At 62.5% G+C, this 13,511-nt stretch carries 13 protein-coding genes; 8 read left to right on the top strand and 5 right to left on the bottom strand.

The genetic code is table 11. From position 1 onward, the window contains the following. Window positions 1–21 precede the first annotated feature (21 nt). The 6 genes from OXT71_12560 to OXT71_12535 all read left to right on the top strand — a co-directional run bounded on the left by OXT71_12560 (window position 22) and on the right by OXT71_12535 (window position 7,942). Window positions 22–957 carry a cytochrome C gene (locus OXT71_12560; GenBank protein ID MDE2927223.1) on the top strand — a complete coding sequence of 312 codons (936 nt, stop codon included), beginning with the start codon at window positions 22–24 and terminating at the stop codon, window positions 955–957. Further along, a complete protein-coding gene (locus OXT71_12555) occupies window positions 942–4,079 on the top strand; it encodes a c-type cytochrome (protein ID MDE2927222.1) in 3,138 nt (1,045 codons plus the stop codon). Before OXT71_12560 ends, OXT71_12555 begins: the two co-directional genes overlap by 16 nt. 88 nt (window positions 4,080–4,167) lie before the next feature. Then, complete coding sequence (locus OXT71_12550) at window positions 4,168–4,950, top strand: carboxypeptidase regulatory-like domain-containing protein (GenBank protein ID MDE2927221.1); 783 nt, start codon at window positions 4,168–4,170, stop codon at window positions 4,948–4,950. Between the two features lie 146 nt (window positions 4,951–5,096). After that, entirely contained in the window at window positions 5,097–6,038 is a 942-nt protein-coding gene (locus tag OXT71_12545) for a COX15/CtaA family protein (GenBank protein ID MDE2927220.1), read from the top strand. Between the two features lie 52 nt (window positions 6,039–6,090). Beyond that, on the top strand, window positions 6,091–6,933 hold the full coding sequence (gene cyoE, locus OXT71_12540) for a heme o synthase (protein ID MDE2927219.1): 843 nt from the start codon (window positions 6,091–6,093) through the stop codon (window positions 6,931–6,933). A gap of 13 nt (window positions 6,934–6,946) precedes the next feature. Beyond that, on the top strand, window positions 6,947–7,942 hold the full coding sequence (locus OXT71_12535; GenBank protein ID MDE2927218.1) for an ABC transporter ATP-binding protein: 996 nt from the start codon (window positions 6,947–6,949) through the stop codon (window positions 7,940–7,942). Here the strand turns inward: OXT71_12535 and OXT71_12530 are convergent. Beyond that, complete coding sequence (locus OXT71_12530) at window positions 7,912–8,400, bottom strand: flavin reductase family protein (protein ID MDE2927217.1); 489 nt, start codon at window positions 8,398–8,400, stop codon at window positions 7,912–7,914. The two genes, OXT71_12535 and OXT71_12530, sit on opposite strands and share 31 nt — an antisense overlap. Before the next feature lie 146 nt (window positions 8,401–8,546). On the opposite strand from OXT71_12530, the gene OXT71_12525 reads away from it, so the two are divergent. Continuing rightward, entirely contained in the window at window positions 8,547–8,906 is a 360-nt protein-coding gene (locus OXT71_12525) for a hypothetical protein (GenBank protein ID MDE2927216.1), read from the top strand. A gap of 564 nt (window positions 8,907–9,470) precedes the next feature. Beyond that, window positions 9,471–10,052 (top strand): class I SAM-dependent methyltransferase, encoded by a 582-nt coding sequence (locus OXT71_12520; protein MDE2927215.1) that lies wholly within the window; start codon window positions 9,471–9,473, stop codon window positions 10,050–10,052. On the opposite strand, the gene OXT71_12515 is transcribed toward OXT71_12520, so the two are convergent. The 4 genes from OXT71_12515 to OXT71_12500 form a co-directional block, all read right to left on the bottom strand. Next, window positions 10,042–10,320: a type II toxin-antitoxin system ParD family antitoxin gene (locus OXT71_12515; protein MDE2927214.1), complete on the bottom strand. Its 279-nt coding sequence runs from the start codon at window positions 10,318–10,320 to the stop codon at window positions 10,042–10,044. The two genes, OXT71_12520 and OXT71_12515, sit on opposite strands and share 11 nt — an antisense overlap. A 90-nt stretch (window positions 10,321–10,410) precedes the next feature. Beyond that, on the bottom strand, window positions 10,411–11,724 hold the full coding sequence (locus tag OXT71_12510; GenBank protein ID MDE2927213.1) for an ATP-binding protein: 1,314 nt from the start codon (window positions 11,722–11,724) through the stop codon (window positions 10,411–10,413). Continuing rightward, window positions 11,721–13,091, bottom strand: coding sequence for a sigma-54 dependent transcriptional regulator (locus tag OXT71_12505; GenBank protein ID MDE2927212.1), 1,371 nt, complete (start codon window positions 13,089–13,091; stop codon window positions 11,721–11,723). The genes OXT71_12510 and OXT71_12505 overlap by 4 nt, the downstream gene beginning before the upstream one ends. Window positions 13,092–13,118: 27 nt before the next feature. Further along, window positions 13,119–13,445 (bottom strand): FtsX-like permease family protein, encoded by a 327-nt coding sequence (locus OXT71_12500; GenBank protein ID MDE2927211.1) that lies wholly within the window; start codon window positions 13,443–13,445, stop codon window positions 13,119–13,121. Window positions 13,446–13,511: the final 66 nt, after the last annotated feature.

The following is a 13,511-nucleotide window of genomic DNA, read 5'->3' as shown; positions in this document are numbered from 1 at the left end:
GGGTGATGCGAGGACATTGACATGGATTGGTACCAACTCTGGGAGATCGTCTCCCTGCCCGACAACATTCCCATCGTGGCCATGATCGTGCTGGTCCCCTTCTTCACCTGGTACGCGTTCCGGCAAGCGTTTGCGACCGACCGGTTGATCGTGCAGTTGGAGGCCGACCCCAAGGCGGCCCGCGGCCACTACCGCAAGATCGAGCCGTTTCGGAAAGGTTGGCAGCAGAAGCTCCATGTCTGGCCCTACCTGCTGCGGGTGGAATTGTTGGCCACCGTGATCGTCACCGTGATCCTGATGGTCTGGTCCATCACCCTCAACGCCCCGTTGGAGGCGCCGGCCAATCCCAACCTCACCATGAACCCGTCCAAGGCGCCGTGGTATTTCCTGGGCCTGCAGGAGATGTTGGTCTATTTCGACCCATGGATCGCCGGGGTCCTGATGCCGACCCTCATCATCATCGGGCTGATGGCCATCCCCTACATCGACAAGAATCCTCTGGGGAATGGCTACTACACGTTCCGGCAGAGGAAATTCGCCATCCTGGCCTTCTGTTTCGGTTTTCTGGTTCTGTGGAGCGTCATGATCGTCATCGGGACCTTCATCCGGGGGCCGGGGTGGATGTGGTTCTGGCCCGGGGCCACCTGGGACCACCACCGCCTGGTCTTCGAGACCAACCGGGATCTGCATGAGTTGCTGGGCATCACCCAGCAGCCATACGTTGCCGTCGTGGGCGCCGTCGCCATCGGCGTCTACCTGGTGGTCTTCGGTTTCCTCCTCCACAAGTTGATCCTGTCCACCGAGTTCAATCGGAAGATCTACGCCAGGATGACCCTGATCCAGTACGTCCTTCTCCAGTCCCTGCTCCTGATCATGGTGGCGTTGCCGGTCAAGATCATTCTGCGGCTGGTATTCCGCATAAAAAATATCTGGGTGACCCCATGGTTCAACGTTTGATCGCGCTGCTCCGGCGGCCGTTTTCCCGGCGAGGGTCGCGTAAGCCCTTCTGGGAACGGCCGGTGCCGGAAGAAGATCCCATCGTCAATTCCTCGCTGGCCGTTCCCATGGCGGTGAGTTCCCTGCTGCTGATGGTGACGCTCATCTGGGCGTTCTACGATGAAGGCTGGGGCCTCAGGCCGTGGAGGGCGCACCAGGCCGAGTTCGTTGAGCGCTACTCCACGTTTCTGAGAGGCCTGAAGCCGCAGCAGGGGAGCCAGGAGGAGGAGATCAGGGCTTCCGACGGATATCTGGCGTTGCAGCAGCAGCAACAGGAAGCGGAAGCCGACGTCACTCCCCGGCTGGCGGAGATCACGGCCGAGGAAGGATCCGTCGAAGCCAAGCTCGGCGCCATCGAAAAGACCTTCGCCACGGCCCGGAGCGAGATCCAGGCCACCATCTACCTGATTGAGACCACGTCCGGCTCAGCCAGAAAGGATTACGAAGAAGACCGCGAGGAGTTGGAGCAGAGACGCTACGAGATTCTGCTTCCCGGGGAAGACGCCCCTCAGGAGTTGAGCTACGTCGAGTTGGAGGTCATGTTCAATTCCCTGAAAGACCAGCAGGGACGGGTTCGGGCCCGGAAGGCGGCGGTGCTGCAACGGCCGAGCCAGATCCGGCGAGAGATGCAGACCTACGTGGCGAATCGCATGGAAGGGCTCACGGCCAGCCAGATTCAGGGCCTGATCAATGGACTGGACGACTTTGAGTACGGGATCCACCAGATCCACAATGGAGACATGGGCCTGGTGGACCGGTGCGAGACGTGTCACCTGGGGATCACCGAGCCGGTAACGATCCGCGCCGCCGATATGGGCGGAATGGAACTCTTCGCCAGCCATCCCAGGTCGGAGTTGTTGGATGTTCACGACCCGGAGGTGTACGGTTGCTCCCCCTGCCACAACGGGAACGGAATCGGCACCGTAAGTACTGATACCGGCCACGGACGATACAAGCATTGGCTCTGGCCCCTCTATCCGCCTGAGAACATGGAAGCCGGCTGCCTGCGGTGCCACGGCGACGCCGCCCGGCTGGACATGGCCCCGGTGTTGAGCGCGGGCCGCGAGCAGTTCCGGTGGCGCGGCTGTTGGGGCTGCCATCCCCGGCAGGGCTTCGACCAGGAACGGCTTGCGTTGCTGGTCAACCAAAAAGACGTGACGACCCTGGAAGGCGAAAAAGAGGCCGTCCGGCTCCTGATCGAGCGGACGGTGGGCCAGGCCGACGAAGCCGAAACCAACGAGGAGGCGAATCGCCTCTACGCTGAGGCGGATCGTCTCACACTGCGGGTCGCCGACCTCGACACCCGGGTCGACCGGGAGCGGGACCGGGGCCGGCAGCTTCTCCAAGAGGTCAAGACACCCGGGCCGAATCTCAAGGAGGTCCGGGTCAAGCTGCGCCGCGACTGGTTGCCTGGCTGGATCGAGAATCCCCACAATTTCCGGCCCACCACCAAGATGCCGCGTTTTCGCCTGGAAGAGGATCAGGCCCGGGCGATTGCGGCATTCGTCTGGCAGTCCGGCGTCAATGGAGAGCTGGAGAATCATGCCCAAGGCGATGCGGAACAGGGCAAGGTGCTGTTCGAGACTCGAGGGTGCATGGCCTGTCACGCCATTGGCGAAGGGGACGAGGCGGTCGGAGGGACCTTTGCGGCCAATCTGAGCCGTGTGGGCGACAAGGTGAACTATGACTACCTGGTGCGCTGGATTCGCAATCCGCGAAAACGGACGCTCCCCTACTGTCCGACGCTCAAGCGGGACCTCACTCCCGAGGACTATGCGGCCGCCGGGAAACCGTTCCGTTTCGACCTTCAAAACAATGAATGTCCGCTCTGCGGCGGAACTCTCCAGGTGCAGAATCCCACGGTCATGCCGAACCTGCGTCTGACCGTGCAAGAGAGCCGCGACATTGCAACCTACCTGAAGAGCCAGGCGCCCGGCGCCGAATACGCTGCCGCGGCGTGGCTTGAGGATTCGGAACTGGCGCCCAAGGGACGGGCCATGGTTCGCCACTTCGGCTGTGCCGGCTGCCACGAGATCGCGACCCTGGAGGATGAAGGAAAGATCGGGACCGATCTCACGGAGGAGGGCAGCAAACCGCTGGAGCGCCTCGATTTTGCGTTGCTCACCCAGACCGCCAAGCGGGAGGGTTGGTACAACCACAAGGGATTCTTCGAGCGGAAGCTGGAGAATCCGGCCGTCTACGATCAGGGCAAGCTCAAGGAGCCGCTGGAGCGCCTCCGGATGCCCAATTTCCATCTGGAACCGGAGGAGATCACCCAGCTCACCACCTACCTGTTGGGGAGCGTGACGCCTGAGGACCGGGTTCCGGAGCGTTATCACTACCAGCCGCGGGACCAGAGGAGTCACATCCAAGAGGGCTGGGAAATTATCCTCAAGTACAACTGCATGGGGTGCCACCAGGTGGCGCCGGGTCAGCAGCCCATCGTCAAGAGTCTGCCGCTGTACCAGCAGGATGACTGGCGCGAGCAAGTGCCTCCGCCGTTGGTCGGCGAGGGAGCAAGAGTCGATCCCAACTGGTTGACCCGTTTCCTGAAGAATCCGGCTCTGGACGAGGAGCGGACCAACCGTAACGGAGTTCGGCCCTACCTCCAGATCCGGATGCCCACCTTCACTCTTTCTGACGGAGAAGTGGAGAAGCTGGTCCGTTTCTTCGGGGCGCTGGCGCAGCAGCCGTTGCCCTATCTGCCCAAGGCTCTGGAGCCGCTATCGCAGCGGGAGCTGACCATGGCCCGCCAGCTCTTCACGCACCCGGCGGCGCCCTGCCTGCGCTGTCATGCCACCGGCGACCCGCAGCACGACCGCAATGCGACGGCGCCCAGCTTCGAGCTGGTGAGTGAACGCCTGCAGCCGGACTGGACCCGGCGCTGGATGGTCCATCCGGAGATCATACAGCCGGGGACCTCCATGCCGTCGGGACTGTTCGAGCGTGAAGAGAACCGCTGGATCTTCGCCTTGGCGGATCTCCCCATCATGAAGGACTACGAGAAGGACCACGCCGACCTTGTGCTACGATACATGTTCCAGTTCACGCGACAGGAACAGCGTCGGCTCAGAGGTCGATGATCTACGACGGGCCCGTGACATGAGGCGTCACGGGCCGCAATGCACAGACCGCCCGTTCGGGATAGACAATCTTCCGGGAGAGAAGAACATGGAGAGAGCACAGTTTATTTTCGTTTTGGTGATGGCTGGACTGCTGGCGGCGTCATGCGGCGGCGGCGGCGGCGGCGCGGAGCCCGCAGCCGACGAGGCGCCGGCGCCGGCGGCAGACGCGAAGCCGGCCCCCGACCTGTCCCAGGCCGGTTCGGTGTCTGGCATGGTCAGCTTCGGTGGCGACACGCCGAAAAACGCCCGCCTTCGCATGGATGCCGATCCGGTCTGCGTCAAGGAGCATTCGGGCATTGTCCGCAGTCAGGATGTCCTGATCGGCGATGGCGGCGCTCTGATCAACACCTTCGTCTGGGTCAAGAGCGGACTCGAGCAGTACGGCTTCGACACCCCCTCCGACCCGGTCACGCTGGACCAGAAGGGGTGTATCTACACCCCCCATGTCCTGGGAATCCAGACCCGGCAGAAGCTCCACGTTCTCAACAGCGACGGGACCACCCACAACGTTCATCCCCTTCCCAGGAACAACCGGGAGTGGAACCAGTCGCAGCGGGCCAAGGGCAAGCCGCTGGTCCGGTCGTTTCCCCGGGCCGAGGTCATGATTCCGGTCAAGTGCAACGTGCATCCCTGGATGAAGGCCTACATCGGCGTCGTGCCTCATCCCTACTATGCCGTCACCGGAACCGACGGAGCCTTCTCGATCGAGAACCTTCCGCCCGGCGACTACGTCATCGAGGCCTGGCACGAGAAGTTCGGGGTCCAGGAGCAGCAGGTGACGGTCCAGGCCAGCGAGGCCAAGGAAGTCAGCTTCGAGTTCTCCGGCTGATCCGCATTCAGCGAGGAGCGGCGGCATTGTTGCCGCCGCACGCCCAAGTCACGGTCACGTGACGCGGGACCGGGAGAAAAAGAGTGGGGGGAGACAAGAATGTTCTCCCCCTCCCGACAGGCCGAATCTCACAAGGCAGTTCCAGCGTGGGGCCCCAGAGTCTTCATACAGTCCACAGGTTCGCGGTGGTGACCGCCGCGGCCACCTTCCTCCTTCTGGTGGCGGGGGCCCTGGTCACCAGCAACGACGCCGGCCTTTCGGTCCCGGATTGGCCCCTCTCCCACGGCAGTCTCATGCCCGAGATGGTGGGAGGGGTGTTCTATGAGCATTCCCACCGCCTGATCGCTGCGACGGTGGCGATTCTGACCTTGATTCTGGCCATTTGGTTGGGCCGGGTGGAGAAGCGTCCCCGAGTCCGGCGTCTGGCCTGGATCGCGGTGGCGATGGTCCTGGCCCAGGCCCTGCTGGGCGGCCTCACCGTATTGTTTTTCCTGCCCGTCGCCATTTCGGTCCTCCATGCCTGTCTCGCGCAGTTGTTCTTCTGCGCCGTGGTGGTGATCGCACTGGTCACGTCCTCGAATTGGCGGGGGCGCAGCCTTTCCGCCTTCTGTCCCGGGGAGAACCGGCGCAACGCCATTTTCTGCGCGGTGGCCACGGGCTCCGTCTATCTCCAGTTGATTCTGGGTGCTCTGGTGCGGCACACGGGGACCAGCGAGGGCAGCAAGGGGGTCACTCTGGTGACCCACGCGCTCCTCACCCACATGGCCGGCGCCGTGCTGGCCGGCGGCCTTCTCATCATGGCCGCCGTCAAGGTGTTCAAGAACCCGAGGCTCGGAGCATTCACGGGTGGAGCCTACGCCCTCGTCATTCTGGTGTTGCTTCAGTTGGTATTGGGTGTTGGTGCACTATGGGCCCGCGTCGTGAGAATGGGGGCAACACAACCGTTCCCGTTGGGGGTCTTCCTGACCACCTCGCACCTGGCGCTGGGGGCAATTCTCCTGGTGACGGCCCTGGTGCTCACCTTGCAGCTCTCTTTTTCGAGTGCCGGCGAGCCGGCTGCGAGTGGTCGCTCCGTAGCGGCCGGTTGAAAGGGGCCGCCACTCTTCACGGTGACGGTGTTCGTCCCCGGAGTTGGATCGCATGTTGGCTTATCTGGAGTTGACGAAGCCCCGGGTCACGTTGATGGTGGCCCTGACGGCGTTGGTCAGCTTCTACCTGGCTTCCACCGACATCGATTTCGTTCTTCTGGTCCACACCATCTTGGGGACGACCCTGCTGGCCGCCGGTTGCGCGGTCTCGAACCAGTACCTGGAGCGAGAGGTGGATGCGCGGATGCAGCGGACCCGAAGCCGGCCGCTCCCTTCGGGCCGGATCACGCCGGCAAAGGCGCTGGTATTCGGAGTGGTGCTCACCTTGGGCGGTGGGCTCTATCTGGGAGCGGCGGCGAATTGGCTCACTGGAGGTCTGGGGCTGGCGTCGGCCGCCCTCTACCTTTTCGGCTATACCCCGTTCAAGAAAAAGTCGCCCCTCTGCACCACCATCGGCGCCTTCCCGGGCGCCACTCCCGTGCTCCTGGGCTGGGCGGGCGCCAGAGGGACGTTGGATCCGGGGGCGTGGGTCCTCTTCGCCGTGCTCTTCCTCTGGCAGTACCCTCACTTTCTGGCGATTGCGTGGGTCTATAGAGACGACTATCGGCGAGGGGGATTCCGGATGTTGCCCCAGATGGACCCCGGGGGAAGAAAGACGGCGCGCCAGATCCTGATCTTCATCCTGCTGTTGGTGCCCGTCAGCCTGCTTCCGACCCAGGTGGGGATCAGCAGTACTCTCTATGCGGCGGGCGCCGTCATCCTGGGCGGCGGTCTCCTCTGGTCGGGCCTCCGTGTGAACCGGACCCGTTCCCGCGCCGCGGCTCACACGCTGCTGAAGACCTCCGTGGTCTACCTCCCCCTTCTCATGGTCCTGATGGCGCTGGATCGACTCTGAGGAAGGTACGCCAGTGCGAACGCCAGCCTCCCGGTCCACAGGGTCCGAATCAAACCTCGACGCCGCGTCGGCCTCCTTCGTCGACGTCCGGGATCTCGCCTTCCGTTACGGTGACCGCAAGGCCCTGGACGGGATCAGCTTCTCCCTGGACCGCCGCCGGATCCTGGGGCTGTTGGGTCCCAACGGTTCCGGCAAGACCACCCTGTTCCGGATTCTCTGCACCTTGTTTCAGCCCCACGGCGGAAAGGTCCGGTTGGCGGGTCTGGATCCGGCAACGGACCCGGCCGGGGTCCGCCGGCTGATGGGGATCGTCTTCCAGACCAACAGCCTGGACCAGGAATTGACGGTGGCCGAGAATCTGGTCTGCCAGGGCCGTCTCCATGGGTTGCGCGGGGCTCGTCTCAAGACCAGGATCGAAGAATTGTTGGAGCGTTTCGATCTCGGCGGGAGGCGCAACTCCAGGGTCCGGACTCTCTCCGGCGGGATGCGGCGCCGGACCGAACTGGCCAAGGGCCTGCTGCATCGTCCGCAGATCCTGCTGTTGGATGAACCCACGGCGGGCTTGGATCCTCACATCCGCCAGGAATTCTGGGAACATCTGACCGACCTTCGCGATTCGGCCGGGATCACCATCCTCTTCACGACCCATCTGATGGAAGAGGCGGAAGTCTGCGATCGCCTCGTCATCCTGGACCAGGGCCGGGTCGTGACCGAGGGGAGCCCGGTCGAACTCAAGGACCGGATCGGCGGCGACGTGATCGTCGTGCATGCCCGCAACCCCAAAGGTCTGAAGGCGCGAATTCAGGCGCGATTTCCGGGGCCCGCGTCGGTGGTGAATGGGGCGGTCCGCATGGAGCAACGCCGTGGCCACGAGTTGATCCGGGACCTGATGGAAGAGTTCTCGGGTGAGATCCAGTCGGTCTCCTTGGGCAAGCCGACCCTGGAAGACGTCTTCATCCGGGAGACGGGCCGGGAGTTTCAGGCGTCTGCCGAGGAAATGTCCCGGTAGCGGCCCCGAAAGAAGAGGAGGGGATCGGTCTCGGCGTCACCAAGCCGGGCGGCCTTGACCTCCCCCACCAGGATGACGTGATCTCCTCCGGCGTACTCGTGGACAGTCTCGCACTCGAACCAGGCCATGGAGCCGGTCACCACGGGAACGCCGGTTTCACCCGGGGCATAGGGCCCCTGAGACCGGTCGGTTCCCCGGCTGGCGAAATGGTTCGATACATCCTGCTGGTCTTTGGTCAGGATGTTCACGGCGAAGCGGCGGCTCTCCAAAAAGATGTCCAATCCGGTGAGACCGTAGTCCAGACAGACCAGAACCAGAGGGGGATCCAGGGAAACCGACGTGAACGAATTGACGGTGAGGCCGTAGGGAATACCCTCCCGGTCCTGGGTCGTGACCACCGTCACGCCGGTGGCGAAACAGCCGGCAACTTTGCGAAAAAGATCCGGGGAGATTCCCATGGGCTCTCTCGGGAGCCGAGACTATACCAGTTGGGGCCTTCTCCGGCCAGAGATCGGTCCGGATGGAGTCGAGGTAGAATGAAGGTAGCAAATAAAGTTGGAGAGTGGCAACATAACCGCGTTCGAGGTTGATGCTCAAGGGAAGGATGGGTCATCTGCGGATAGTTCCAGAGATTAGTGGAGTCAGTGCGCTACAAGAGTGGGAGGGATTCGTCCTTGAGATCGGAGAAACAGATTTCGTAGCTCGATTGGTTGACTCGACAGCGGGCCTAGAACAAGAAGAGGAAGAGGCGGTTATTCCTCTGGCCGAACTCTCAGGCGAAGATTTCGCCAAGATGCGCCCAGGGAGCCTTTTTCGCTGGGTGATCGGTTATGAGCGCACCGTGGCGGGGACCAAGAGGCGTGTGTCCCAAATCGTGTTTCGCGACCTTCCTGCAATCACCAAGATGGATTTGAGGGACGGCGAGAAATGGGCACATGAAATCATCCGTTCCCTAAGTCTGTGACGCAAACGGGAAAGTCTCCGGGAAACAACGAATTCTCTCACATACACCGAACGCATACTCGACCGCGAGGATCGGTTCATCAACACGAGTTCCTGTGAACAGAGCCGGTATGGTCAGACGGACCATCAGGGAATCCGGTATCCAGCTTCGGCGGATAATCATGTCACCCGGCTTCGTTCGGCTACGCTGTCCACTCGGTTCGGGCGCTCGATGGAAGATTGAGATGTTCGGATCGACTTGCCACCTTGTAGAATTCGCGGGCCAGTAGTCCATTTGCAACAACTGAGCCGGTGCCTAACACTCGCTGTCCGAGCCCCATATCGTGACACGGTTCGATCATCCGTGGCCGGAATGCGAACTGGGAATGGGGAGAATCTCTGGAGACTCAGCGGAAACTAATGTCGATAGGCGGGTCATTTTTGGGTGATTGTGCCGACTCACGTTTTCATTGACGCAACTACTGGGAATTGCATTAGGCTTGGAAGGTTGTCGGCGCCATTTGTCGGAGGAATGGCACTGTTCCCCCCATTTCTTTTCTTTTCTGACGGACGGGACTGGAGAAAAATGATGGACGACAGCACGAATATCGAGCCACCGAAGATTCTCCCGGAGATCGAAGAGGACACCCGCCGGCTGGAGTTCAACATGGGTTCCGATTACCAGACCGGGGTCCTGCTCCGGACTCTGGCGGCCACCAAACCGGGTGGCCGGCTCCTGGAGTTGGGGACCGGGACGGGACTGGCGACGGCCTGGATCCTCGACGGGATGGATCGGGACTCACGGTTGATCACGGTCGACCTTGACCCGGCCTGCCTGGAGGTGGCGAAACGCTATCTGGGAACGGACGCCCGTGTAGTTTTCCGCCAAGGAGATAGTGCAGACGTCATGGATTCCCTGCGGGGGTCGCGGTTCGACCTGATCTTCGCCGACGCCTGGGCTGGAAAATTCTGGGACTTCCAGAAGGCTGTGGATCTTTTGAACGACGGAGGAATCTACGTCATCGACGACCTGCTGCCGGCTCCAGCGTGGCCTCCCGATCACCCCCCGAAAGTGGACGCGCTACTGGAACGAATACAGAATCACCCGGCGTTGACGTCGTTACGCCTGTCCTGGTCTACGGGGCTGGTGATTGCTGTCAAGAGGTAGGATCGGAGACGATAGCCGGACGCTTGCCGGCAAGCATCCTTCTCAACCGCTCGTTCATTTCGTCCGCCCCGACAAACTCGCCGGCCCGGCGGCGGGACAGGATTTCGCAGAGCGCCATACGATCCAAGTCAGCGACTGCCAAACGCTGTCTCAGGTCTTCAATGCCCTGTTGAATGACCGCACTGACACTGGCGTACCGTCCGGTATCCACCAACGTCTTGGCAAAGGCGTGCTGCTCGTCAGTGAGAGTAATCGAGTGCTTGACCATCAAAGGGTGTCCTCTTGGCGCCACGGTAACCTTGGGTAGCACTGACGTCAATCCGTGACCGTTGAGGACTCCGGGCTGGAATCTTGCCGACTATGCCATGGGCAACACCAGTAAGGCCCTGCAGCCCGGCGTCTGCCTTCGATTGGTCAGGCTGAGGAAGCCGCCGTGGGCTTCGGCGATTTGCCTCGCCAGCACCAAGCCGATGCCGCTTCCCTGGGGCTTGGTGGTGAAGAAGGGAACGAACAGGTTGGCGGTGTCGGCCAGTCCCTTTCCCTCGTCCTCCACCGAGACTTCCAACTGGTCGCCGACCCGCCTCCAGCCGATGCTGGCGCCCCCTCCGGTCTCCGCCGTGGCGTCGACTGCGTTCCGGACCAAATTGATCAGCAACTGCTCCAATTGATCCGGGTCGGCCCGAAACCGAACCGGCTGGCCGTCTCGAATCGTCACCGGCATCCGGGTCTCCAGGCTCACCACCTTGTGAACCGAGTCTTCGATGGAGATCGGGCGTTTTTTCGGGGCCGGCAGCCGGGCGAGCCGGGAATAGGCGCCCATGAACCGGCTCAGCGCTTGGGCCCGCGAGGAGATGACGCTGAGACCTTCCCGCAGGTCCTGCTCGCGATCCGTATTCGAAAGATCTTGCTCCAAGAGGGATTCCAGACTCCCGGCGATGGACTTGATGGGGGTCAGGGAGTTGTTCAATTCATGTCCCAACACGCGGATCAGCCGCCGCCAAGCCTGCCGCTCCTCCTCTCTCAGGGTCTGGTTCAGGTCCGCCAGGACCACCAGATGATGGGGCCGTCCCTCCTCGCGAAACACGGTCCGGCGCATTCCCCAGCGGCCGCTTCCCCCGGGCAACCGGATTCGGAGCGTCCGGACCGGCTCTCCCTCCAGGCATTCCTTCAGGTCCAAGTCCGCGGCTGTCTTCTCCAACGCTTCTTCCCCCGGAATCCCCAGGAGCCTCTGCCCGGCTTGGTTGATGAGGCGCAAGCGCCATCCGTCGTCGAAAGCGAAGACTGCTACATCGATCTCCTTGATCACCTTCTGCAGCAGGGCGGCCGCCTCGACCGCTCCCAGGCGTTGCCGGCGCAGGACCTCGCCCAGAACGTTCAGCTCCGCCGCGAACTCGCCCAGTCCCTTGTCGGGTCCACCTCGGGCCCGGATGGAGAAATCCCCTTCACGAATCGCCGAGACCACGTTGGCGAGGGTCCGAAACTGAAACGTCAACTTCCGGTAAAGCAGGATCAGGCCGCCCGACAGGGTTCCCACAGCCAGCAGCGAGAGGCCGTAGCGCACCCGGGGCTCATGATCGCCGGTCCAGAGCAGGACCAGCAGCGCGGCGCAGGCGGGGAGACCGGCGGCAAGGGAGATCAGGACGATCCGCGCCTGGAATCCGAACCGGTTCATAGCCCGAGTTTTTCCATGCGCCGGTAGAGGGCGGTCCGGCTCAGCCCCAGGCTTCGAGCCGCGTGGCTCACGTTGCCGCCGGCGCGGGCCAGGGCCTTGCCGATCAGGACGCCTTCGGCTTCCTCCAGGGTCATCATCTCCAGCGGATTGGAGAATGGGGAGTCCGCCGGGAGACTCAGGTCCTGGACCGAAATGGAGGAATCCTGGGCGAGCAGGGTGGCGCGTTCCACCACGTGTTTGAGTTCCCGGACGTTTCCCGGCCAGGAGTAGTAAGCCAGGGAGGCCAGTGCCGGTTCGGTGAATCCGTCCAGCCGTTTCCGGTATTTCTGGTTGTATCGGCCCAGAAAGTGGTTGGCCAACAGAAGGATGTCATCGTCCCGGTCCCGGAGCGGCGGCAGATGAATCTCCACCGTGTTGAGACGAAACAGGAGATCCTCCCGGAAACGGCCGCGCTCCACCTCCCGCTTCAGGTCGGCGTTGGTGGCCGACAGCACCCGCACGTCGACGTGCCTTGTTCGGGAGGATCCGACACGTTGCATCTCTCCACTCTCCAGGACGCGGAGCAGGTTGGCCTGTTGGCTCACCGGAATGCTGGTGATCTCGTCTAGCAGCAGCGTCCCCCCGTCGGCCAGTTCGAAGCGGCCGATCCGGTCCGTGCGGGCGTCGGTGAAGGCGCCCTTGACGTGACCGAACATCTCGCTGACGAAGACGCCTTCGGAGAGTCCTCCGAGGTTGACGGCCACCAATGGTTTGGAGGAGCGTGCGGAGACCGAGTGCAACGTCCTCGCCACCACTTCCTTTCCGGTGCCGTGCTCGCCGGTGATCAGGACGTGGGCGTCGGACGGGCCCACCCGGGCGATCAGGTCCAGAATCGGTTGCATGACCGGCGACTGGGTGATCAAGCGGGTGTGTTGCCGGGAGCGGAGGACCCGGTTCTCCTCCTCCAACCGGCGGCCCTGGCGTAACGCCCGCCGGAGTTCGATCTGGCTCTTCAAGACGGTGAGGAGGCGCTCGTTCTCCCAGGGTTTTTGTATGAAGTCCCGGGCGCCGCGCCGCATGGCCTCCACGGCCAGGTCGATGGAGCCCCAGGCGGTCATGACCACGACCCGCAGCGAGCCGTCCAGGACCTGCAGTTGGGTGAGCAGATCCAGTCCCTCCCGGCCCGAGGTGGTGTCCCGGGCATAGTTCATGTCCATCAGGACGACGTCCAGGTCGAGCCGCCGAGCGAACTCCAGGACGCGGGCGGGAGTGTCGGCCGTCGTAACCTCGTAATCCTCGCTCTTCAGCAGTAGCCGAAGAGAATGGAGCACGTCTTCCTGATCATCGGCGATCAGGACACGGGGCTTTTGAGAACGGGTACCAAACATCGACTTCGTTGTCAGATCTGCGGGGAACTATTCATGGCGCAACGCGTCCATGGGTTCCAGCCTGGTGATTCGGTAGGCGGGTACCGCGCAGGCGAACAGAGAGGCCACAACAATCACGAAGGCGGGAATCAGGAAAATCATGGGATCGGCCGGTCCCAATTCTGCGACGAAATTCCGCAACGTACGAATCCCCGCCAACGCAGTGGCGATACCAATTGCGAGACCGATGGTGACCAGAACGAGGGCCTGGCTGAGGATCAGCCATACCGTGTGGTCGCGTTCAGCCCCCATTGCCAAGCGAACCGCTATTTCGCGGGTTCGTCGGGCGACCGAGTGGGAGAGGACACCATACAATCCAACAGAGGCTAATCTGAACTTCCAGCCTGCCTGACCGATATTTTCGCTTCAAATCATTGATTT

It is taken from the genome of Acidobacteriota bacterium (assembly GCA_028874215.1).
Taxonomy (GTDB): Bacteria; Acidobacteriota; UBA6911; order RPQK01; family JAJDTT01; genus JAJDTT01.
This window is presented reverse-complemented; position numbering and strand designations above follow the sequence as displayed.